Genomic DNA, 21,970 nt, shown 5'->3' with positions numbered 1-21,970 from the left:
ATGATCACTGTTTCAATTGCAGGAGGTTCACAACCAGAGATTTTACAGCTAGTTAAAAAAGCGCTAAAAGAAGCCGAGCAACCGTTGCAGTTTATTGTATTTGATACAAATGAAAATCTTGATACTGAAAATCTCTGGAAATATGTTCATTGCTCAGATGAGGCCGCGGTAGCGCAGGAAGCTGTCAGTCTAGTTGCAACCGGTCAAGCACAAATTTTATTGAAAGGAATTATTCAGACCCACACATTACTGAAAGAAATGTTGAAAAGCGAGCATCAATTAAAAAATAAACCGATTCTTTCCCATGTAGCAATGGTGGAGCTGCCTGCGGGAAAAACCTTCTTGTTAACCGATTGTGCGATGAATATCGCCCCCACTCAAGCGACACTCATTGAAATTGTTGCAAATGCTAAAGAAGTCGCCCAAAAATTGGGACTGCACCACCCGAAAATTGCTTTGTTAAGCGCAGCGGAAAATTTTAATCCTAAAATGCCTTCGTCTGTTTTAGCAAAAGAAGTCACGGCACATTTTAATGATCAACAAGAGGCTACGGTTTTTGGCCCACTTTCGCTTGATTTAGCGACCTCTGAAGAAGCGGTTGCGCATAAACGTTACAGCGGTCCTATCATGGGGGATGCAGATATTTTAGTGGTCCCAACTATTGATGTTGGCAATTGTTTATACAAATCATTAACCTTGTTTGGGCACGCCAAGGTGGGAGGAACGATTGTTGGCACAAAAGTCCCAGTCGTTTTAACATCTAGAAGCGATTCAACAGAAAGCAAATTCCATTCATTAAGATTTGCCATGAGACAAGTTTAAAAAAAGGAGCAGAAAACAATGGAAACAGTATTGGTTATTAATCCTGGCTCGACCTCCACTAAGTTAGCGCTTTTTGCTAATCATGATTGCTTGGCGGAAGAAACGCTTAGACATAGCGTCCAAGAATTGGCACCTTTTGAAAATGTTGTCAGTCAAACATCATTTCGAAAACAAATGATCGCGGAATTTTTAGAAACACATAACATCACACAATTAGCCGCTGTCGTAGGGCGTGGTGGTTTGCTTAAGCCTATTCCTGGCGGTACGTATCTTGTCGATCAACAAATGCTAGAAGACTTGCGGACAGAACGCTTTAATACCCATGCTTCAAATTTAGGGGCGATTTTAGCTAATGAGTTTGCAGAAAAATATCACGTGCCAGCCTTTATTGTCGATCCTGTTGTTGTAGATGAGCTACAGCCATTAGCCAGGATTTCCGGATTAAAAGGCATTCACCGGCGTAGCGTTGGTCACGCCTTAAATCAAAAAGCGGTCGCTCGAAAAATCGCTGAGGATTTAGGGAAAACATATGAGCAAAGCAATTTTATCGTTGTTCATTTAGGTGGGGGCATTAGCTTGGGGGCGCATCAAAAAGGCCGCATGGTGGATGTGGTAAATGGGCTTGATGGTGAAGGTCCTTATACGCCTGAACGCAGTGGTGCCTTACCGCTCGTTGAATTTGCGCAATGGATACTTGAACAGGAGTTGACGATTAGCCAAGTGAAAAAGCTAATTGCGGGAAATAGCGGACTTAAATCATACCTAGGTGAAACAGATTTACGGCATATCCAAGCACAAATAGCTGCAGGTGATCAAACAGCAAATTACTATTTAAAAGGAATGTGTTACCAAATCGCAAAAAGTATTGGCGAGATGGCCGTAGTTCTTGAAGGCACAATTGATGCAATTATTTTAACAGGGGGCGCAGCCTATTCGCAAACCGTTGTTCAAGAAATTAGTCAAAAAGTCACTTGGATTGCACCAATTAAGGTTTACCCAGGTGAAATGGAGATGGCTGCTTTATATGAAGGCGTCAATCGAGTATTAACAGGGGAAGAACAAGCTTTAAATTATAATGAAGCAAAAATTGAGCAGGAGTGATCAAAATGGCGGAACAAACAGATTTACTGATTTTAGGTGGCGGAACAGGAGGCTATGTAGCAGCAATTCGAGCCGCACAAAAAGGGCTAAACGTCACAATTGTTGAAAAATACAAATTAGGTGGCACTTGTTTGCACAAAGGCTGTATCCCTACAAAAGCTTTATTAAGAAGCGCAGAGGTTTTTGATACCTTAAAACAAGCGGCTTCTTTTGGGATTGAAACAGAGGCAGCGTCCATTGATTTTTCTAAAATACAACAACGGAAAGAAGGAATTATTGAGCAGTTACACAAAGGTGTTGAAGGCTTATGCAAGAAAAATAAAATCAAAATTTTAGCAGGCGAAGGTGCAATTTTAGGTCCCTCTATTTTTTCACCAGTCTCTGGCGCAGTGGCAGTTACGTTTAATGATCCAACACGGGAAGAAGAAATTATCGTTCCTAAAAATGTCATTATTGCGACAGGCTCTAGTCCTAAAACGTTACCTAATTTGCCACTGGATGAAGAATTTATCTTATCTTCTGATGGGATGCTTGAATTAGAAGAGCTACCAGAATCAATTGCAATTATTGGAGGTGGCGTTATTGGTGTCGAGTGGGCTTCTTTATTAAATAGTTTAGGTGTCAACGTAACTATCATTGAATTTTTGGATCGTTTACTTATAAATGAGAGTACAACAATTTCTAAAGAATTAAAGAAACGTTTAGAGCAACGAGGAATTAACATTTTATTAGGTAGCAAAGTCCAAGAAGCGAAAGTTAACGGGCAGAAGGTTCAAGTAGAAGTTGCAGGACAAGAAAGCCTCGCTGTTGACAAAGTCATGGTAGCAATTGGGCGTCAACCCAATATCAATAAGTTAGGGTTACAGAATACCTCAGTGAAATATACTGACAAAGGCATTGAAGTAAATGAATTTTATCAAACCACAGAAGGACATATTTATGCGATTGGTGATTGTATCGATACACTCCAACTAGCACATGTGGCTATGAAAGAAGGAGAGTTAGCTGTTCAGCATCTTTTAGGCGAGACAGTTGAACCTTTAAATTATACAAACGTGCCTCGAGGTGTTTATACAAATCCTGAAATAGCAAGTGTCGGCTATACTAGAGAAACTTTACCAGCAGATAAAGAAGTAGTGATTGGTACCTTTAATTTTAATGGTAATGGTAAATCACTTGTTTATGGAGAAACAGATGGCTTTATAGAAGTAATTCGTGACAAGAAGACCGATGATTTATTAGGGGTTTCTATGATTGGGCCACATGTCACGGATTTAATTGCCGAAGCAAGTACTGCCATGTATTTAGATGCCGCGCCCATTGAAATTGGTGAAGCAATCCATGCGCATCCAACAATGACAGAAGTATTGCAAGAAGCTGCCTTAGATACTTATGGCTTAGCGATTCACAAATAGAGAAAGGTTGATGAAAATGAAAGCGCTTAAAAAATCAGGTTTATCAAAAGAAGAATTGATTCAGGCATATCGTGAAGTACTAAGAGGACGTCGTTTAGACGAACGGTTGTGGCAATTAACAAGAATTGGTAAGACCTCTTTCAATATTTCTGGTCAAGGGGCAGAAGTTGCACAAGTAGCGATGGCGATGGCTTTTGATCCTCAAAAAGATTATTTTTTACCGTATTATCGTGATATGACCGCGTGCTTGGTTTGGGGCATGACCTCCAAAGATATTTTAATGGGTTCTTTTGGAAAAGAAGCGGATCCTTCTTCCCATGGTCGTCAAATGCCGAATCATTATGGTTCAAAAGAGCATAATATTGTTTCCTTCTCTTCAACAGTAAGTACACAAATGCCATTAGCGACAGGTGTTGGTTATGCAGCGCAACTTCAAAAGGCTGATTTTGTTGCACTAACCACCACTGGGGAAGGCTCTGCCAATCAAGGAGAAGTCCAAGAAGCTATGAACTTTGCAGGCGTAAAAAAATTACCAGTCATTTTTGTTGTTGAAAATAATGAATATGCGATTTCTGTCCCAATTGAAGAACAATATGCCAATAAACGAATGGCCGATCGCGCGAAAGCTTATGGCTTTGAAGGTGTAACCGTTGATGGTAGTGATTTTACTGAAGTCTATCTAGCATTTAAAGAAGCAGTAAAAGCGGCTCGCGGGAAAAAAGGACCAAAATTGATTGAATTAATGGTTTCTCGCTTGACTTCTCATTCCGCTGACGATGATCAATCTGTTTATCGTTCAAAAGAAGAAATTGAAGAGATGAAAAAGAACGATGCAGTGAAGCTTTTTGAAAAACAATTATTAGAAGAGGGCTATTTAACAGACGAAGACATTGCCAAAATTGATGAAGAAATTCGTGCAGAAATCAATCAAGCAACGGATGAAGCAGAAGCAATGCCAGATCCTGTACCGACATCAATTTTAGAAGAAGTGTATGCAAAATAAGAGAAGAGGAGAAGAAATATAATGGCTGAGATGACTTATTTAGAAGCAATTAACTTAGGAATTTCTGAAGAAATGGCTCGTGATGAAAAAGTAGTTATTTTTGGGGAAGATGTCGGCGGCGACAAAGGCGGCGTGTTCGGTGTAACAAAGGGCTTGGCTGCTAAATACGGTGACGAGCGTTGTTTTAATACACCGTTAACAGAAGGCTTAATTGGTGGTTTAGCTGTCGGCTTAGGTTTAATGGGCTATCGCGCAATTGGTGAATTTCAATTTGCGGATTACATTTTGCCTGCAACCAATCAATTGTTATCAGAGGCTCGGACAATGCGCTATAGAACAAAAGGTGATTGGACTGCGCCAATCGTTTATCGGACCCCTTATGGCGGCGGTGTTCGTGGTGGGCTGTATCATTCTCAGTCTACAGAAAAAGTTTTTTGTGGACAACCAGGATTAAGAGTTGTGACCCCCTCTAATCCTTATGATGCAAAAGGGATGATTAAAGCAGCGATTCGTTCCGATGATCCAGTCATTTTTTACGAACATAAGCGTTTATATCGTTTACTAAAAGATGAAGTGCCTGCAGATGATTATATCGTACCAATTGACAAAGCCAATGTCGTTAGAACGGGTAGTGATTTAACCGTGATTAGTTACGGCATGACCTTGCAATTAGCTTTAGCTGCGGCGGAAAAACTAGCCGCTGAAGGAATTGATGCCGAAATCGTCGATGTTCGCTCGTTATATCCTTTAGATCGCGAAACATTAGTGGCTGCAGCTAAGAAAACAGGGAAGGTCTTACTCGTAACAGAAGACAATAAAGAAGGCAGCGTGATGAGTGAAATTGCGGCAATGATTTCAGAAGATGCTCTCTTTGATTTAGATGCACCGATCCAAAGACTTGCAGGACCTGATTGTCCAAGCATGCCTTATGCATTACCTTTAGAAAGAGAATTTTTAATCAATGAAGAGCAAGTATTAGCAGCAATGAAAGAATTAGCAGAATTTTAATTGAAGCAAGGAGGAAAAAATAAATGGCCACAAAAGAAATCAAAATGCCTCATCTAGGCGAAAGTGTCACAGAGGCAGCCATTGTCCAATGGTTAGTTAAACCAGGAGATTCAGTGAAACGCTATGATCCCTTAATGGAAGTCGTTTCTGATAAAGTCACCACGGAAGTCCCATCAGATTTTGATGGTGTAGTAAAAGAATTTCTGATTTCTCTAGATACAGATGTGCCTATCGGAACAGCGGTGATGACGTTAGAGACAGAAGAAACAACCGAAGAAACAGAAGTAGCTACTTTAGCACCAGTGAAAGAAGCAAGTGTGGAACAAGCGCAAGAACATGAAACGGTTGCAACAACAAGTACTGCGACGCCCCATCAAAAAAATAATGGTCGTTATTCCCCAGCAGTCCTTAAAATTGCCCAAGAAAAAAAGATTGATTTAACACAAGTTACAGGGACAGGTCGTGATGGTCGAATTACTAGAAAAGATGTTACAAACTTTACACCAACACAGGAAAGAACACCTGAGCAAGCAGTGAGTCCAGGAACTAGCCCTTCAATTTCAGAGGAGCCAGTTGCTTCGCAAAATGAAAGCGCCGCAATAGCTAGTCCAACTGAAACAACCACAGATAAAATTGTCTCTGCAGATCCTGTACGTAAAGCAATTGCTAAAAAAATGGTCCAAAGCGTCAACGAAATCCCTCACGCTTGGTTAATGGTGGAAGCGGATGTGACCAACTTAGTCCAACTTAGAAATTCATTAAAAGATGAATTTAAACAACAAGAGGGCCTATCTCTAAGCTTCTTCCCATTTTTTGCCAAAGCAGTCATTCAAGCGTTAAAGAAAAATCCAAAAATCAATACATCTTGGGATGATGGCTCAATTATTTATCATAAAGATGTTAATTTATCCATAGCTGTAACGACAGACGAGCATCTTTACGTGCCAGTGATTCAACAAGCGGATAACTATTCGATTGCAGGGCTAGCTAAAGAAATCAATCGCTTGGCACAAGAAGTCCGACAAGGAACGCTGGCAAGCAAGGAAATGCAAGGAGGGACCTTTACCCTTAATAATACTGGGACACTAGGTTCCGTCCAATCGATGGGAATTATTAACCATCCACAAGCTGCGATATTACAAGTAGAGTCAATTAATAAACGCCTTGTGCCAACCGCAGATGGAGGCTTTAAAGTGGCAGATATGGTTAACTTATGTCTTTCTATTGATCATCGAATTTTAGATGGACAACAAGCAGGTAAGTTCTTGCGAGATGTTAAAGATAATTTAGCGAAATATAATGCGGATACGGATGTTTATTAAAAAATCGTTTCTTGCTTAAGTTGAATAAAAAGCGCCTCAAAGAAATAAGCGCTCTTCTTTGAGGCCGCTCTTTATCTAACAGAAAGTTCAATCATTCTCAAACTTATTCTAAAAAAATAAAAATAATCAATAGGAGTGTTGAAAATGCCCACTGATAAACTGGATGCTCAATTAACCCCAAGAATATTTTTTAACAAAGTGTTAGCTGGAACAGCTTCCGGCACCATTATCGCCTTAATTCCCAATGCTGTATTAGGAGCCATTTTAAAATATTTTGCAGAATACAAGATTATCGAAATGATTATTCATGCGGCGCAAATTTTCCAACTAGCCACCCCTTTAATTATTGGTGGACTGATTGCTTTTCAATTTGGCTTAACGCCACAGAAAATGATGGTTGCTGGCGGTGCAGCATTTGCTGGTTCTGGCGTGATTAAATTTAATTCAGAAGTGAAAGGCTTTATTGGTGCAGGCACTGGTGACATCATTAATATTATGATTACCGCTTCTGTTGCAGTCTTACTTTTATTAGTCATCGATAAAAAATTCGGTTCAGTGGAAATCATTGCTTTACCGATCGTTGTTGGAGTAGGTGCAGGTTTGTTTGGCATGTTGATTTATCCATATGTGACACAAATTACGGTTGCCATCGGGAAAGTGATTAACAATTTTACTGATTTTCAGCCAATTATCATGAGTATTTTAATTGCTTGTTCATTTGCTGCACTGATTATTTCGCCAATCACTACTGTGGCAATTGGTTTGGCGATTCAGTTGAATGGCTTGTCTGCAGGTGCTGCTGCAATGGGAATTGCAGCCACAACTGTTGTTCTTGTGATTAATTCTTGGAATGTCAACCAATCGGGAGTGACGTTGGCTGTCTCTTTGGGCGGCATGAAAATGATGATGCCTAACTTATTTAAATACCCAATTATTTTAATTCCTTGTTTATTTACAGCGACTATTTCAGCAATTCCTGTGGTTCTATTCAACATTTCAGGAACCCCACAATCGGCTGGATTTGGCTTGGTTGGACTCGTGGGGCCACTTGCTTCATTGGATGCGGGCTTAGGGATCTTACCCTTACTCTTTTCTTGGTTTGTTGTTCCAATTATCGCAGGTTTATTCTCGAAATTCTTATTTGAAAAAGTGTTGAAACTTTATGATAGTAAAGTCGTCTTTGCTTATCAAGGCTAGATTATCCATTAATTTTCTTTAATGATTTGGATAAAATCTCTAACATCTTCTGTCATACTAAAATCGCGGCGCAAAGCAATGCCGATGGGGAAATAGTCAAACTTATCTTTTAAAGGAATCCATTTCAGTCCCTGACTTTTTCCCACTTCATAATATTCAATCGGCAGCAAACAAATCGAATTATTTTTTTGCAAACTATAAAGAAGTACTTGTAAATCATCGTTATGCAAAATGATATTCGGCTCATAACCGAAGCTCCGAGTTCGGTCTAGTAGTAGGCGACCAATCATAAAATTATCACTTAACGATGAAAATCGTTGATCTTTCAAATCTTTAAAAGTTAATTTTTCATATTGGGAGAGAGGATTTGATTCTGGTACCACGACATAAACATGGTAGCCTTTGGTAGTCGTTTCTAAAGGTTCAATATGAATAATTTCAGGTAAGGTATTTGGGAAAGAAATTAGTCCCATATCAATTTCTTTATTTGCTAACATCGTTTGTAATTTTGGCGAGCCATCTTGCTGTAATATTAAATTCACATGTGGATGGGTTGTTAAAAATCGTGAAATTTCTTTCATAAATTGTACAGCAAATAAAGTAGTTAACCCTAAACGCAATTGCTTTTTAACTGGTTTCTGGTTCATTTCACGAATATCTGTTACCAATTGATCGAATTGAAAAACAACTTCTTGGCCATGTTCATATAAATAAACACCTATATCGGTTAATTGAAACGGTTGATCAGAATGATCAAACAACGCTGTGCCTAACTCAGATTCCATTTTTTTCAATGCTAAAGAAAGTGTTGGTTGGGTGACAAATAAATTTCGAGCGGCCGCCGATAAACTGCGGGTATTAACAATTTCAATGAAGTACTTTAAAAGCTGAATATTCATCAGAAACTCCCCTTCTTTTTAAAAGCGCTTACATAAATGCGCTTGGATAAAAAATAACAAATAGATCACTTATAATATAACATATGTTTTGCGTTTTTATTGCTATAAAAGTAAGAGATAGAGATTTTCTTAGCAGATTTTTACCTAAAAATAAAAAATTGAACGGAGGAAAAGAAATGAAGATTATTATCGCAGGTGCTGGAGCTATGGGCAGTCGTTTTGGACTAATGTTACATCAAGCAGGAAATGACGTTATTTTTGTTGATGGTTGGCCAGAACATATTGAAGCAATAAGAAAAAACGGGTTAGTTGCTGATTTTAATGGCGAAGTGGTGACCGCTAAAATTCCTATCTATCCTCAAACAGAAGTAGCAAGCATCGATTTTACAGCAGACTTAGTTATCTTATTTACAAAAGCAATGCAACTGGAAGGAATGCTTAAAGCATTAGAACATTTCCTTAATAAAAATACGAAAGTTTTATGCTTGTTAAATGGAATTGGGCACGAAGATATTATCAAAAAATATGTGCCTTACGAAAATATTTTATTAGGAAACACAATGTGGACCGCTGGTTTAGACGGACCGGGTAAAGTAAAATTATTTGGCAATGGTTCGATTGATTTACAAAATTTAGGAGCGCAAAGTGAACAAGCAGCAGAAGCAGTCATTAAGGTATTAAATAACGCTGGCTTAAATGCACGTTATTCTGAGAATATTTTATCATCCATTTATAAGAAGGCTTGCGTAAATGGAACAATGAATGGTTTATGTACTTTGTTGGATTGTAATATGGCAGACTTTGGCGAAACAGAGCAAGCAGATCAAATTGTTCAACAAATAGTTAATGAATTTTTAGCAGTCGCTGAAGCGGAACAAGTTACGTTAGATAAACAAGCAGTCCTTCAACAAATCCGCTCATGTTATAATCGAGAAACAATTGGTCTGCACCATCCATCGATGTATCAGGACTTAATAACCAATCATCGTTTAACCGAAATTGATTATATCAATGGAGCAATTGTTCGCAAAGGGAAAGCCTATGGGATTGCTACACCGTACTGTCAGTTTTTAACAGAGTTAATTCATTGTAAAGAAAATTTACTTCATGCTAAATAACAAGTAAAAACAGAAATACTCTTGAGTCGGTCTTGAGAAGAGCTTGACCTACTTCTTTCTATACTTTGCCAGTGTACAAGGCTGAGACAAAATCCAAAGTGAGTTTGTCTCAGCTTTTTCGTTTTTTAAAGAACACTACAGAAAATAAATCAAATCCGTGAAAAATATGTTAAACTAGAGAAGGTGTTTTTTCGCAAGAATCTACGCGGAACACAGGACTCGTTGAAGAATTGAATCAAAGAAACAATGTGTTAAAGAAGGGATTTGAACAGATTATGACCATTCAATGGTTTCCCGGCCATATGGCCAAAGCAAGAAGAGAAGTTTCGGAAAAAATCAAATATGTCGATATTGTATTTGAACTAGTTGATGCGCGGTTACCGCTTTCTTCCCGTAACCCAATGATGGACCAAATTGTCCAACAAAAACCACGATTAGTCCTTTTAAATAAAGGGGACTTAGCAGACAATGACCAAAATAAAAAATGGCAACATTACTTTCAAAAGAAAGGGTACCAAACCCTAGTCATCAATGCCCAACAAAATAAAGGAATCAATAAAATTGTGCCAGCAGCCAAGGAAGCGTTAAAAGAAAAATTGGCTCGTGAACAGGCGAAAGGCTTGAAACCGCGTGCGATTCGCGCAATGTGTATTGGGATTCCCAACGTTGGTAAGTCAACTTTAATGAATCGTTTAGTCGGAAAAAAAATTGCGCAAACTGGGAACAAGCCAGGCGTGACAAAAGGACAACAATGGTTACGCTCTGGTTCCCAATTGGAATTACTGGATACACCAGGAATTCTCTGGCCAAAATTTGAAGATGAAGAAATTGGGAAAAAATTAGCTTTAACTGGCGCTATAAAAGATCAATTATTGCATTTAGATGATTTGGCGATTTATGGATTAGAATTTTTTGCACGTTTTTATCCACAACGTTTAACGGAACGATATGGTTTAACAGAGGAAGAGCTATTTTTACCTGCCCCAGAACAGTTGATGTTAATTAGCCAAAAACGTGGTTTTAGAGATGATTATAATCGAGCCAGCGAAATGATTATTTTAGAAATTCGCAGTGGAAAATTAGGTACGTATACTTTGGACCGCTGGGAAGAACTAGGAGACGAATAACATGGCAAAAGAGTCGATTCAGGTAATCAAAGAAGCGCTGTTAACGGTCACTGATGCAACCGATGAACGATTAGCAAGCTGGCGAGAAGATGAACGTTCAGGAGTGCAACAAGCTATCAAACAATGGGAACGTCGCCAGTTAGCCAAAGAAAAAGAGTGGCAACTTTTTAAAGAAATGAGTCAATTTGAGGAAGCGGCCTATAAAAAAGGCCATCGTTTAATTGCGGGAATTGATGAAGTAGGCCGCGGACCATTAGCTGGTCCTGTTGTGACAGCTGCAGTTATTTTACCGAAGGATTGTCAATTATTAGGCTTAAATGATTCAAAAAAGCTATCTGCTAAAAAACGGGAAACGTTATATAACCAGATTCAAGAACAGGCTGTCGCTATCGGGTTAGGTATCGCTGATCAAGGAGTCATTGATCAAATTAATATTTATCAAGCAACTAAACAAGCGATGAAAATGGCAATTGACGATTTAGCTTTTACACCAGATTATTTATTAATTGATGCAATGCAGTTAGACGTTCCCCAACCACAAGAAAGTTTGATTAAAGGGGATGCACGCTCCATTTCGATTGCAGCAGCCAGTATTATTGCAAAAGTAACAAGAGATCGATTAATGGAAGAATATGATGAATTATATCCTGGATATGGATTTAAAAACAATGCAGGCTATGGAACAAAAGAACATCTTCTCGGGTTAGAAAAATACGGTGTAACACCCATTCATCGACGTACTTTTGCGCCAATAAAAGATATGATTTAAAAATAAAACACTTTTTTTACGTATTCTTATTTTAAGAAGATGTGAAAGAGGTGTTTTTTGTTGGAAATTTTACAACGACAATTATTATTTAAATTAGCGGTATGCCAAGGAATTGGCAATTTAGGGATCTTAAAAGTGTTACAAGAAGCTATCGCACAAAAGCGTGTTGATTTTTCCAGTACAGAAATTATTAGAATCGCTGAAATCAAGAAATATCGTGAATTATTTGAACAATCTTGGTTACACCATACGATTCATAGTGAAGCGTTATATATACGATAATGCCAACACCAATTTATGACAATTTTAGATGCCGTCTATCCTAAATTATTACGAGAAATTTATAATCCACCAGCAATTCTTTTTTATAGAGGAAATTTACAATTGTTAAGCAGAAGGAAAATTGGCATCGTCGGCGCTCGCTATGCCACTTCATATGGGTTAAGAGTGACTGAAGCTCTGGTTCCTAAAATAGTCAAAGAAGGATTCACAATCGTCAGCGGTCTTGCCAAAGGTATTGATAGTCGTAGCCATGAGATGGCCATCCAGAACGGGGGCCAGACAATTGGAATTTTAGGCACTGGATTAGATGTATATTATCCGTATGAAAAGAAAGAATTACAGCAAACTATGAAGCAGAATCAGCTTGTTTTAACAGAATATGTGAATGGGAGTGGGCCGAAAAAATATCATTTTCCTGCACGTAATCGTATTATTGCTGGATTATCTTTAGGGGTCTGCGTGATGGAAGCTCGTAAGAATAGTGGCTCTTTAATTACTGCACAAGCGGCGATGGATTACGGGCGCGAGGTATTTGCCGTACCGGGAAGTATTTTCCAGTCTTTTTCAACAGGCTGCCATGAATTAATTCAGGACGGCGCTAAATGTGTTCAGACAATTGATGATATCTGTGAAGAATTGTGACTTTTACTAATTGTGAATTGACAACCTACGTTCACTTCGGTACTATTTAATCAGATTTTAATCTTTTGGTTGGTAGTTAGGAGTGTCTAAATGGAAACGGTTGTTAGAAAAAGATGGTTGTTTGGTATGCAGCTACTGGGCTTTTTGATTTTGGATCAAATTCCTTTGATGATGGTCTCAGTTGTTCAAGTTTCTACAGAAAATTTTTTGTTTCGCTTTGTTAGTGGATTAGTGGCTGTTGGACTTGGTGCCTATTTCGTCTATCTATTTGTTGCTTTTTTGAAAAAGAAAAAGCTCATAACTTGGACTTTTTTAGGAATCAAAGAAACCTTGCCAGTGGTCTTGTTAGGTTTGGTGATAATCTTTTGTGTGGGAATATTTGGTGATTTCTTATTACGTCTGGAAGGACTAGAGACGACCTCTAACCAACAAAGTGTTGAAGAAATTGTCCAATCTATTCCTAAAGGGCTTATACTTATTTTTGCAGGTGTGATTGGGCCAATTTTCGAAGAGGGAATTTTTCGTGTCGGGATTCAAGCGTTTTTCAAGCCAGCTTCAAAAATAGGAATACTCGTTTCTTCTATTTTATTTGCACTTGTGCACACGCCCACAGATATAGGTAGTTTTATTATTTATTGGGGCATGGGTTTAGCTTTAAGTTGGGTCTATCTACGCACGGGTCGCTTTGAAGCTGCTGTCTTGACTCATTTTATTTGGAATGTTATAGGTATTTTAATGCTTTAGGATAAAATCTATAAATCATAGGGATTTTTTATTTATAAATTCGGACAGTCAAACAGAAATGACAGAAATGTTAGAAAGCCTAGTCTTGACAAACCTATTCTATTTAGCATATGATGTATTACGATTTGTGCGTTTTTTACATATATTATATAGTAGGAAAGCGAACGCGAAAGGAGCTAATTGAATGGCCTATAAGTATCTCGTGATTGTAGAATCACCTGCCAAAGCCAAAACAATTGAAAAATATCTAGGAAGAAACTACAAGGTGGTTGCCAGTGTTGGTCACATTCGCGATTTACCAAAAAGTAAAATGGGGATTGATATTGAAAATAATTATGAACCTCATTATATTTCGATTCGTGGAAAAGGCGACGTTATCAAAAGTTTAAAAGCGGCTGCAAAAAAAGCTGAAAAAGTCTATCTCGCAGCCGATCCGGACCGAGAAGGTGAAGCAATTGCTTGGCATTTAGCTTATCTTCTTGGCCTTGATTTAAAAGATAAAAACCGCGTGGTATTCAATGAGATCACTAAAGAAGCGGTAAAAGCGGCATTTAAAGAACCTAGAACCATCAACGTTGATTTAGTTGATGCACAACAAGCACGGCGTATTTTAGACCGTTTAGTTGGATACTCGATTAGTCCTATTTTATGGCGTAAAGTCAAAAAAGGTTTGAGTGCTGGTCGTGTGCAATCTGTTGCTTTAAAAATGATTATTGATCGAGAAAATGAAATTCGAGAATTTAAACCTGAAGAATATTGGAGCATTGATGGGAATTTCCAAAAAGGTCGCAAGAAATTCAAAGCAAATTTCTGGGGCGTAGATGGTAAAAAGAAAAAATTACCAAATGCAGAAGCGGTGAAAGAAATTACTTCTCGAATTGACGGTAAAGATTACGATGTTACAAAAGTTGAGAAAAAAGAACGGAAACGTAATCCTGCATTACCTTTTACAACCAGTAGTTTACAACAAGAAGCGGCACGTAAATTAAATTTTCGTACCCGTAAAACCATGATGGTTGCGCAACAATTGTATGAGGGAATTGCTTTAGGGAAACAAGGCACTGTGGGGCTGATTACCTACATGCGTACAGACTCAACCAGAATTGCTGATTCCGCCAAAGCAGAAGCTGCTGAATTCATTGAAAAGACCTACGGAGATGAGTTCTCAGCACATGGCGGCCGCAAAGCAAAAAATACGCAAGGTGCACAAGATGCCCATGAAGCGGTTCGTCCGTCAAGCGTTTTAAGAACACCCGATGAAATGAAGAAGTATTTAGATAAAGATCAATTAAAATTATATACTCTTATTTGGTCGCGCTTTGTTGCTAGTCAAATGACACCAGCGATTTTAGATACCATGAAGGTCACGCTTCAACAAAACGGCGTAACGTTTATTGCCAATGGCTCCAAAGTGAAATTTAAAGGGTTTATGCAAGTATATGTTGAAGGACGCGATGATGGTAAAGAAGACAAGGAAAATATTTTACCTGAATTAGTGGAAGGTGACGTTGTGAAATCGGTCGATATCGAACCGAAACAACACTTTACTCAACCACCGGCTCGTTTTAGTGAAGCCACGTTAATCCGGACTTTAGAAGAAAATGGTGTGGGCCGACCATCAACATATGCGCCAACATTAGAAACTATTCAACGGCGTTATTACGTGAAGCTAACGAATAAACGGTTTGAACCAACGGAATTAGGTGAAATTGTGAATTCCCTAGTTTCAGAGTTTTTCCCACAAATTGTCGATACACATTTTACAGCGACAATGGAAACGGACTTAGATAAAGTCGGTGAAGGCCAAGAAAAATGGGTTGAAGTTGTCGATCGTTTCTACAAGCCCTTCGAAAAAGAATTAACAAATGCCGAAGAAAAAATTGAAAAAATCCAAATTAAAGATGAACCAGCAGGCTTTGACTGCGAACTATGTGGACATCCAATGGTGATTAAGCTGGGTCGCTACGGAAAATTTTATGCATGTAGTAATTTCCCAGATTGTCGGAATACAAAAGCGATCGTTAAAGAAATTGGCGTGACGTGTCCTGTGTGTCACGAAGGACAAGTTATCGAACGGAAATCAAAGAAAAATCGGATTTTCTATGGCTGTAGTCGGTACCCAGAGTGTGACTTCACTTCTTGGGACAAACCAGTAGGCCGACCATGTCCAAAATGTGGGCAATATTTAGTAGAGAAAAAAGTTAAAGGCGGCAAACAAGTCGTTTGTATCAATGGCGATTATGAAGAAAACGTCCAAAAATAAGAAAAATTGAGACCGAAGAATTTACTTCGGTCTTCTCTTTTAGTAAAATGAATTGAGTTTGTAAGAGACAGCTCTTAACTTCTTGACATAGAAAGGAATTTTTATACATGACAAAAAAAGTCACAATTATTGGTGCCGGTTTAGCCGGAAGTGAAGCGGCATGGCAAGTGGCCAATGCTGGCGTACCAGTTGATTTATATGAAATGCGCCCTGTCAAAAAGACACCAGCGCATCAAACAGAAAATTTTGCAGAGTTAGTTTGTTCTAATTCATTACGTGGAAATAGTTTAACCAATGCGGTAGGTGTTTTGAAAGAAGAAATGCGCCGTTTAAATTCAATTATTATTGGTAGTGCAGATCAAACCGCTGTACCAGCTGGCGGCGCCTTAGCAGTTGACCGTGATTCTTTTTCTGAAACAATCACTGAAAAAATTAAAAGTCATCCATTAATTACAATCAAAAATGAAGAGATCACTGATATTCCGGAAGGGATTGTAATTATTGCAACGGGTCCCTTAACCTCTGAAAGCTTATCACAAAAAATTCAAGAATTTAATGGTTCTGAAGGCTTTTATTTTTACGATGCAGCAGCACCAATTATTGATAAATCAACAATTGACATGGATAAAGTTTATTTAAAATCTCGTTATAACAAGGGGGAAGCGGCTTACTTAAATTGTCCGATGACTGAAGAAGAATTCAATGCTTTTCATGAAGCGCTAGTCAATGCAGAAGTGGTTCCTTTACGCACGTTTGAAAAAGAGAAGTTTTTCGAAGGCTGTATGCCCATCGAAGTAATGGCGCAACGTGGCATTAAAACCATGTTGTTTGGCCCAATGAAACCTGTCGGACTAGAAGACCCTAAAACAGGTAAACGCCCTTATGCTGTAATTCAATTACGTCAAGACAATGCTGCAGCTTCTTTATACAATATTGTTGGTTTCCAAACGCATTTAAAATGGGGTGAACAAAAACGAGTATTCCGTATGATTCCGGGATTAGAAAATGCTGAATTTGTTCGCTATGGTGTCATGCACCGTAATAGTTTTATGAATTCTCCAGAGTTGCTAAAACCAACCTATCAATCAAAAAAACGTGACGATCTGTTTTTTGCTGGACAAATGACTGGTGTTGAAGGATATGTTGAAAGCGCGGCAAGTGGTTTACTCGCAGGTATTAACGCAGCTCGTCTTGCCAAAGGGGAAGAGCCGATTGAATTCCCTCGCGAAACGACTTTAGGAAGTATGGCTTATTATATTACACATGCAGAAGGCAAACATTTCCAACCAATGAATGCAAACTTTGGGCTTTTCCCAGAGTTACCTGAACGAATTCGTGACAAAAAAGAACGCTATGAAGCAATTGCTAATCGGGCCTTAGATGTCCAAGCTCAAGTTATCCAATCTTTAGACTAAATTAGAAAAAATATGAGAAAAGACTGAGTATCATTGCTAAGAAATGCGATGATACTCAGTCTTTTAATTTTTAGAAAAAAATAACAAAAGCTAAAGAATAGTTAAAATTGTGAACATATTTAGAAATATTGATTAAATTCTGACAACTTAATTGTCTTTTGAAAAAGGTTATGCTAAAGTTACTTTGTAATCGAATGAGGAGGGCTATCACGTGGAAGAAAAGAATTGGCCTGAGTTATTTGCTCGTTATCTTATTGTCGAAAGAGGCTATTCAGAAAAAACAAAAAAAGCATATCAAGAAGATATACAACATTTTTTTTCGTTTTTAAAGACTTCAGGTAATGACAATTATTTGACTGTGGAACATTTGGATGTTCGGGCTTATTTGAGCGAATTATACGATCAGGAATATAGCCGCAATTCGATTAGTCGAAAAATTGCCAGTTTGCGTTCTTTTTATCAATTCTTATTAAAAAATGAAGCAATCCAAGAGAATCCTTTTTCCTATGTTCATATGAAAAAGAAACAGTTACGGTTGCCCCGTTTTTTTTATGAAAAAGAAATGGATGCATTATTTGAGAGCGCACAAGGGGAGCAACCGCTTGATTTGAGAAATCAAGCGTTGCTAGAAGTTCTGTATGGGACTGGCATTCGGGTCAGTGAATGTGCGAACTTAACGGTGGACGCAGTTGACTTTCAAGCTTCTGTTTTATTGGTTCACGGAAAAGGAAATAAAGACCGCTATGTGCCTTTTGGTTCATTTGCACAAGACGCCTTAAAGAATTACTTAGAGAATGGCCGCGCGCTATTAATGACAAAATATCAAAAAAAACATCCGTATATCTTTGTTAATCATCATGGTGAACAAATCACGCCAACAGGGATTGAATATGTCTTAAACCAACTAATTAAAAAAAGTTCATTAAATGCGGAAATTCATCCCCACATGTTACGCCATACATTTGCGACACATTTATTAAATAATGGCGCCGATATGCGGACAGTTCAAGAATTATTAGGACATGCTAATTTATCAACAACTCAGATATATGCGCATGTGACAAAAGAAAGTTTACAAAAAAATTATCGAACGTTTCATCCTCGTGCATAATGGAGGGAAACGTCTAGGAGGAACAACAATGGTTGAATCACAATTTCACTCTACAACAATTTGTGCAGTCGAAAAAGATGGAAAATTTGCAATGGCTGGTGACGGCCAAGTAACAATGGGCGAATCTGTCGTTATGAAAGGTACGGCCAAAAAAGTGCGCCGTATTTACAATGATGAAGTCGTTGTCGGTTTTGCAGGAAGTGTGGCAGATGCCTTTACATTAGAAGAAAAGTTTGAAGGAAAATTAAATGAATACAACGGAAACTTAACGAGAGCTGCGGTTGAGTTAGCCCAAGAGTGGCGGACACAACAGTCTATGCAAAAATTAGAAGCTATGCTGATTGTGATGAATAAGGAAGAAATGCTCTTAGTTTCAGGAACTGGGGAAGTCATCACACCAGACGATGGTATTTTAGCAATTGGTTCTGGCGGTAATTTTGCTTTGTCCGCTGCAAGAGCCATGAAAAACTTTGGTGATAAAGAAATGCCAGCGAAAGAGATTGCTAAAAATGCCTTAAATATTGCTGCAGATATCTGTGTATTTACGAATCATAATATCATTGTAGAAGAATTATAAGCGAGGGAAAATCCATGAATGAATTAAACAAAACACCAAAAGAAATAGTCAAAGAACTAGATCAATATATTGTTGGACAGCAAGCTGCCAAAAAATCAGTGGCGGTAGCTTTACGTAACCGCTATCGTCGCTTGCAATTAGAAGAAAATATGCAGCAAGATATTACGCCTAAAAACTTACTAATGATTGGACCAACAGGTGTTGGTAAAACTGAGATTGCTCGTCGTCTCGCAAAAATTGTCAATGCGCCTTTTGTAAAAGTTGAAGCAACCAAATTTACAGAAGTAGGCTATGTCGGTCGGGATGTCGAATCAATGGTGCGGGATTTAGTAGAAAATGCGATCCAAATTGTTGAAAAACAACAATACAGTCGCGTGTATGCGCAAGCCTTGAAAAAGGCCAATCAACGTTTAGTCAAAGTATTAGTGCCTGGAATTAAAAAAGAACAAAAACAGGCTGGCGGTAATCAATTTGAACAAATGATGAACATGTTTAACATGGCTCAGCAACAGCAAGAAGCACAAGAAGAAGTAACGGAAGATATTCGAGCGAATCGCCGAACGATTTTGGAACAGCTGGAAAAAGGTCTATTAGATAATCGTGAAGTAACAATTGAAATTGAAGAACCTAAGAAAACGATGCCAGCTATGAACAATGGCCTAGAACAAATGGGCATCGACTTAAATGAAACGTTAGGCGCTCTGTCACCAAAGAAAAAAATCGAACGTACTGTAACGGTGAAAGAAGCACAAGAATTATTAGTGAAAGAAGAATCAGCAAAAATTGTCAATGACGCTGATATTCATAGTGAAGCGATTCGTTTAGCTGAATCAAGCGGAATTATTTTTATCGATGAGATTGATAAAATCACCTCTAAAAGTCAACAAAATTCGGGCGAAGTCTCTCGTGAAGGAGTACAAAGAGACATTTTGCCGATTGTTGAAGGCTCTCAAGTTAACACGAAGTATGGTCCTTTACAAACGGATCACATTTTATTTATCGCTTCAGGTGCTTTCCACTTGTCAAAACCAAGTGACTTGATTCCAGAATTACAAGGCCGCTTCCCAATTCGAGTTGAATTAGATGATTTAACGGCTGATGACTTCGTAAGTATCTTAACTGAGCCAAATAATGCTTTAATTAAACAATATGTAGCATTAATTGGCACAGAAAATGTTTCAGTCATCTTTACAAAAGAAGCAATTGAACGGTTAGCACACATCGCTTATGATGTAAACCGTGATACAGATAATATTGGGGCGCGTCGTTTACACACAATTTTAGAACGTTTATTAGAAGATTTATTATATGAAGCACCAGATATGCAAATGGGTGAAATTACGATTACCGAAGCATATGTCAATGAAAAATTGAATGACATTGTTCAAAATGAAGATTTAAGTCGTTACATCTTATAAAAAAGGCTGGAGGAGAAAAGATGGCTACATTATTAGAAAAAACACGTCAAGTGAACGAGCTTTTGCAAAAAAATAATCTGTTTGACGTACAAGCAGAACTTCCGTACAACAAAATGGCAATGATTTTAGGGGATATTTTAGAAAGTAATGCGTATATTATTAGCAGTTCAGGGGATTTGTTGGGGTATACTGAAAAATTAGATGTTAATAATGCCCGTATCAAAAATATGTTTAAAGAGAAAAAATTTCCTCAAGGATACACCGAGGCCGTGGATATGCTCAAAGTAACCGAAGCCAATATTCCAATAGACAGCGATTTAACTGCATTTCCTTTTGAATCACGAGAGCTGTATCCGTTTGGGTTAACCACTATTGTGCCTTTGTACGGTGCTGGCAAACGCTTGGGTACGATTATTTTAGCGCGTGTTGAAAAATCCTTTAACGAGGATGATTTAGTGTTAGCTGAATATAGTGCGACCGTTGTCGGCATGCAAATTTTGTATCATCAATCCAGAACAATTGAAGCAGAAGTTCGCAGTGCGACTGCCGTGCAAATGGCCATCAACACTCTTTCCTATAGTGAATTAAAAGCCGTCCATGCCATTTTTGAAGCCTTAGATGGCGAAGAAGGTCGTTTAACTGCTTCAAGTATTGCAGATGAAATAGGCATTACTCGTTCCGTAATTGTGAATGCCTTAAGAAAATTAGAATCAGCTGGAATTATTGAATCACGTTCTCTTGGTATGAAAGGGACTTATTTAAAAGTATTAAATCAACAATTTATTAAAGAGTTGGAAAAATAAGCAATTGCTCGTATCAACTAGGAGGACAACGCAATGACTGTACAAATTGAAAATGAATTTCTAATCGCAACATTTGCTGAAGAAGGAGCAGAATTAGTAAGTTTACAATCAAAAGAAACCGGCATTGAATATATTTGGCAAGGAAATCCTGAATTTTGGGCCCGCCATGCGCCCGTACTTTTTCCGATTGTCGGTCGTCTAAAAGAAGATACGTATATGTACCAAAATCAAGCGTATCATTTAACTCAACATGGTTTTGCTCGTGATCAAGTATTTGATGTGATTGAAAAAGGTGGAGAAGAAGTTTCTTTTTCACTAAAATCAACAAAAGAAACCAAGAAGAAGTATCCTTTTGATTTTGAACTAGTGATTACTTATACATTAGAACACCAAGAATTGACTGTAAACTACCAAGTAGAAAATACAGGGAAAGAAGAGATGTATTTTGGGATTGGTGGTCATCCAGCCTTTAATGTACCTTTAGAATCTTCACTAACGTTTGAAGATTATTATCTAAGTTTTTCACCTAAAAAATCACGGACACAAATTCCCTTAGCAGGCCCGTTTATTGATTTAGCGAGTAAAACGCTAGCCCAAACGAATACCAGCTTTGACTTAACGCATCAATTATTTGAAAATGATGCAATGATTTTTGAAACAAAAGGTCAAACAGCAATTACGATTGCCACAGACGAAAGTGACCATCAAGTCACTTTGAGTTATCCAGAAATGCCTTTTGTGGGGATTTGGTCACCGACACCGAAAGAAGCGCCTTTTGTCTGTATCGAACCTTGGTGCGGGATTGCTGATGCTTTCGACGCAACTGGCCAACTTGCTGAAAAATTTGGCATCAATAAGTTACCAGCTAACGAACTATTTAAAACACAGTATATGATTAGTGTAAAATAAAGAAAAAGGCTGTGAACATTATTTG

General features: G+C 38.2%; 18 protein-coding genes and 3 pseudogenes. 20 read left to right on the top strand and 1 reads right to left on the bottom strand.

Annotation, left to right across the window (positions count from 1 at the left end; all coding sequences use genetic code 11):
* The 8 genes and pseudogenes from ptb (at position 1) to IGL07_RS07440 (ending at position 7,868) form a co-directional block, all read left to right on the top strand.
* A complete protein-coding gene (gene ptb, locus IGL07_RS07475; protein WP_002405354.1) occupies positions 1-822 on the top strand; it encodes a branched-chain phosphotransacylase in 822 nt (273 codons plus the stop codon).
* 18 nt (positions 823-840) lie between these two features.
* Positions 841-1,923 carry a butyrate kinase gene (gene buk, locus IGL07_RS07470; RefSeq protein ID WP_010817323.1) on the top strand — a complete coding sequence of 361 codons (1,083 nt, stop codon included), beginning with the start codon at positions 841-843 and terminating at the stop codon, positions 1,921-1,923.
* Positions 1,924-1,928: 5 nt separating this feature from the next.
* On the top strand, positions 1,929-3,338 hold the full coding sequence (gene lpdA, locus IGL07_RS07465) for a dihydrolipoyl dehydrogenase (RefSeq protein ID WP_010817322.1): 1,410 nt from the start codon (positions 1,929-1,931) through the stop codon (positions 3,336-3,338).
* A 10-nt stretch (positions 3,339-3,348) separates the two neighbouring features.
* Entirely contained in the window at positions 3,349-4,341 is a 993-nt protein-coding gene (locus IGL07_RS07460) for a thiamine pyrophosphate-dependent dehydrogenase E1 component subunit alpha (protein WP_002369347.1), read from the top strand.
* A 21-nt stretch (positions 4,342-4,362) separates the two neighbouring features.
* Positions 4,363-5,349 carry an alpha-ketoacid dehydrogenase subunit beta gene (locus IGL07_RS07455; RefSeq protein WP_002357475.1) on the top strand — a complete coding sequence of 329 codons (987 nt, stop codon included), beginning with the start codon at positions 4,363-4,365 and terminating at the stop codon, positions 5,347-5,349.
* Positions 5,350-5,372: 23 nt separating this feature from the next.
* Positions 5,373-5,543 (top strand): annotated as a pseudogene (locus IGL07_RS07450) (biotin/lipoyl-containing protein); the annotation flags it as partial.
* 195 nt (positions 5,544-5,738) lie between these two features.
* A pseudogene (locus tag IGL07_RS07445) lies at positions 5,739-6,671 on the top strand (dihydrolipoamide acetyltransferase family protein); the annotation flags it as partial.
* A 144-nt stretch (positions 6,672-6,815) separates the two neighbouring features.
* Entirely contained in the window at positions 6,816-7,868 is a 1,053-nt protein-coding gene (locus IGL07_RS07440) for a PTS sugar transporter subunit IIC (RefSeq protein ID WP_195526150.1), read from the top strand.
* Positions 7,869-7,876: 8 nt separating this feature from the next.
* Here IGL07_RS07440 and IGL07_RS07435 read toward each other — a convergent pair whose 3' ends face one another.
* The gene (locus IGL07_RS07435; protein WP_195526151.1) at positions 7,877-8,767 is read right to left on the bottom strand and encodes a LysR family transcriptional regulator; all 891 of its coding nucleotides are present in this window, start codon (positions 8,765-8,767) and stop codon (positions 7,877-7,879) included.
* A 176-nt stretch (positions 8,768-8,943) separates the two neighbouring features.
* On the opposite strand from IGL07_RS07435, the gene IGL07_RS07430 reads away from it, so the two are divergent.
* The 12 genes and pseudogenes from IGL07_RS07430 (at position 8,944) to IGL07_RS07375 (ending at position 21,945) form a co-directional block, all read left to right on the top strand.
* On the top strand, positions 8,944-9,885 hold the full coding sequence (locus IGL07_RS07430; protein WP_010817319.1) for a 2-dehydropantoate 2-reductase: 942 nt from the start codon (positions 8,944-8,946) through the stop codon (positions 9,883-9,885).
* 275 nt (positions 9,886-10,160) lie between these two features.
* Complete coding sequence (ylqF, locus tag IGL07_RS07425; RefSeq protein ID WP_002357480.1) at positions 10,161-11,012, top strand: ribosome biogenesis GTPase YlqF; 852 nt, start codon at positions 10,161-10,163, stop codon at positions 11,010-11,012.
* 1 nt (position 11,013) lies between these two features.
* Positions 11,014-11,781 carry a ribonuclease HII gene (locus IGL07_RS07420; protein ID WP_002377329.1) on the top strand — a complete coding sequence of 256 codons (768 nt, stop codon included), beginning with the start codon at positions 11,014-11,016 and terminating at the stop codon, positions 11,779-11,781.
* A gap of 60 nt (positions 11,782-11,841) precedes the next feature.
* A pseudogene (dprA, locus tag IGL07_RS07415) lies at positions 11,842-12,705 on the top strand (DNA-processing protein DprA).
* 90 nt (positions 12,706-12,795) lie between these two features.
* A complete protein-coding gene (locus tag IGL07_RS07410) occupies positions 12,796-13,449 on the top strand; it encodes a CPBP family intramembrane glutamic endopeptidase (protein ID WP_010817316.1) in 654 nt (217 codons plus the stop codon).
* Between the two features lie 184 nt (positions 13,450-13,633).
* A complete protein-coding gene (gene topA, locus IGL07_RS07405) occupies positions 13,634-15,712 on the top strand; it encodes a type I DNA topoisomerase (protein ID WP_002357484.1) in 2,079 nt (692 codons plus the stop codon).
* A 107-nt stretch (positions 15,713-15,819) separates the two neighbouring features.
* The gene (gene trmFO, locus IGL07_RS07400; protein ID WP_002357486.1) at positions 15,820-17,127 is read left to right on the top strand and encodes an FADH(2)-oxidizing methylenetetrahydrofolate--tRNA-(uracil(54)-C(5))-methyltransferase TrmFO; all 1,308 of its coding nucleotides are present in this window, start codon (positions 15,820-15,822) and stop codon (positions 17,125-17,127) included.
* Between the two features lie 211 nt (positions 17,128-17,338).
* Positions 17,339-18,238 carry a tyrosine recombinase XerC gene (gene xerC, locus IGL07_RS07395; RefSeq protein WP_010817315.1) on the top strand — a complete coding sequence of 300 codons (900 nt, stop codon included), beginning with the start codon at positions 17,339-17,341 and terminating at the stop codon, positions 18,236-18,238.
* A 28-nt stretch (positions 18,239-18,266) separates the two neighbouring features.
* Positions 18,267-18,815, top strand: a complete 549-nt coding sequence (hslV, locus tag IGL07_RS07390; RefSeq protein ID WP_002357489.1) for an HslVU peptidase proteolytic subunit — start codon at positions 18,267-18,269, stop codon at positions 18,813-18,815.
* Between the two features lie 14 nt (positions 18,816-18,829).
* Positions 18,830-20,233, top strand: coding sequence for an ATP-dependent protease ATPase subunit HslU (hslU, locus tag IGL07_RS07385; RefSeq protein WP_002366731.1), 1,404 nt, complete (start codon positions 18,830-18,832; stop codon positions 20,231-20,233).
* A gap of 20 nt (positions 20,234-20,253) precedes the next feature.
* On the top strand, positions 20,254-21,036 hold the full coding sequence (gene codY / locus IGL07_RS07380) for a GTP-sensing pleiotropic transcriptional regulator CodY (RefSeq protein ID WP_002357492.1): 783 nt from the start codon (positions 20,254-20,256) through the stop codon (positions 21,034-21,036).
* A gap of 33 nt (positions 21,037-21,069) precedes the next feature.
* Positions 21,070-21,945 carry an aldose 1-epimerase family protein gene (locus IGL07_RS07375; RefSeq protein ID WP_195526152.1) on the top strand — a complete coding sequence of 292 codons (876 nt, stop codon included), beginning with the start codon at positions 21,070-21,072 and terminating at the stop codon, positions 21,943-21,945.
* Positions 21,946-21,970 lie beyond the last annotated feature (25 nt).

This window comes from Enterococcus sp. DIV1368f (genome assembly GCF_051712245.1).
Lineage (GTDB): Bacteria > Bacillota > Bacilli > Lactobacillales > Enterococcaceae > Enterococcus > Enterococcus faecalis.
This window is presented reverse-complemented; position numbering and strand designations above follow the sequence as displayed.

What these genes read in the sequence shown, in the direction of transcription:
- IGL07_RS07435 (WP_195526151.1), bottom strand. Translation starts at nt 8,767, where the DNA reads ATGAATATTCAGCTTTTAAAGTACTTCATTGAAATTGTTAATACCCGC.
- IGL07_RS07375 (WP_195526152.1), top strand. Translation starts at nt 21,070, where the DNA reads ATGACTGTACAAATTGAAAATGAATTTCTAATCGCAACATTTGCTGAA.
- hslV (WP_002357489.1), top strand. Translation starts at nt 18,267, where the DNA reads ATGGTTGAATCACAATTTCACTCTACAACAATTTGTGCAGTCGAAAAA.
- IGL07_RS07410 (WP_010817316.1), top strand. Translation starts at nt 12,796, where the DNA reads ATGGAAACGGTTGTTAGAAAAAGATGGTTGTTTGGTATGCAGCTACTG.
- lpdA (WP_010817322.1), top strand. Translation starts at nt 1,929, where the DNA reads ATGGCGGAACAAACAGATTTACTGATTTTAGGTGGCGGAACAGGAGGC.
- codY (WP_002357492.1), top strand. Translation starts at nt 20,254, where the DNA reads ATGGCTACATTATTAGAAAAAACACGTCAAGTGAACGAGCTTTTGCAA.
- IGL07_RS07440 (WP_195526150.1), top strand. Translation starts at nt 6,816, where the DNA reads ATGCCCACTGATAAACTGGATGCTCAATTAACCCCAAGAATATTTTTT.
- IGL07_RS07460 (WP_002369347.1), top strand. Translation starts at nt 3,349, where the DNA reads ATGAAAATGAAAGCGCTTAAAAAATCAGGTTTATCAAAAGAAGAATTG.
- trmFO (WP_002357486.1), top strand. Translation starts at nt 15,820, where the DNA reads ATGACAAAAAAAGTCACAATTATTGGTGCCGGTTTAGCCGGAAGTGAA.
- IGL07_RS07430 (WP_010817319.1), top strand. Translation starts at nt 8,944, where the DNA reads ATGAAGATTATTATCGCAGGTGCTGGAGCTATGGGCAGTCGTTTTGGA.
- topA (WP_002357484.1), top strand. Translation starts at nt 13,634, where the DNA reads ATGGCCTATAAGTATCTCGTGATTGTAGAATCACCTGCCAAAGCCAAA.
- IGL07_RS07420 (WP_002377329.1), top strand. Translation starts at nt 11,014, where the DNA reads ATGGCAAAAGAGTCGATTCAGGTAATCAAAGAAGCGCTGTTAACGGTC.
- ylqF (WP_002357480.1), top strand. Translation starts at nt 10,161, where the DNA reads ATGACCATTCAATGGTTTCCCGGCCATATGGCCAAAGCAAGAAGAGAA.
- ptb (WP_002405354.1), top strand. Translation starts at nt 1, where the DNA reads ATGATCACTGTTTCAATTGCAGGAGGTTCACAACCAGAGATTTTACAG.
- buk (WP_010817323.1), top strand. Translation starts at nt 841, where the DNA reads ATGGAAACAGTATTGGTTATTAATCCTGGCTCGACCTCCACTAAGTTA.
- IGL07_RS07455 (WP_002357475.1), top strand. Translation starts at nt 4,363, where the DNA reads ATGGCTGAGATGACTTATTTAGAAGCAATTAACTTAGGAATTTCTGAA.
- hslU (WP_002366731.1), top strand. Translation starts at nt 18,830, where the DNA reads ATGAATGAATTAAACAAAACACCAAAAGAAATAGTCAAAGAACTAGAT.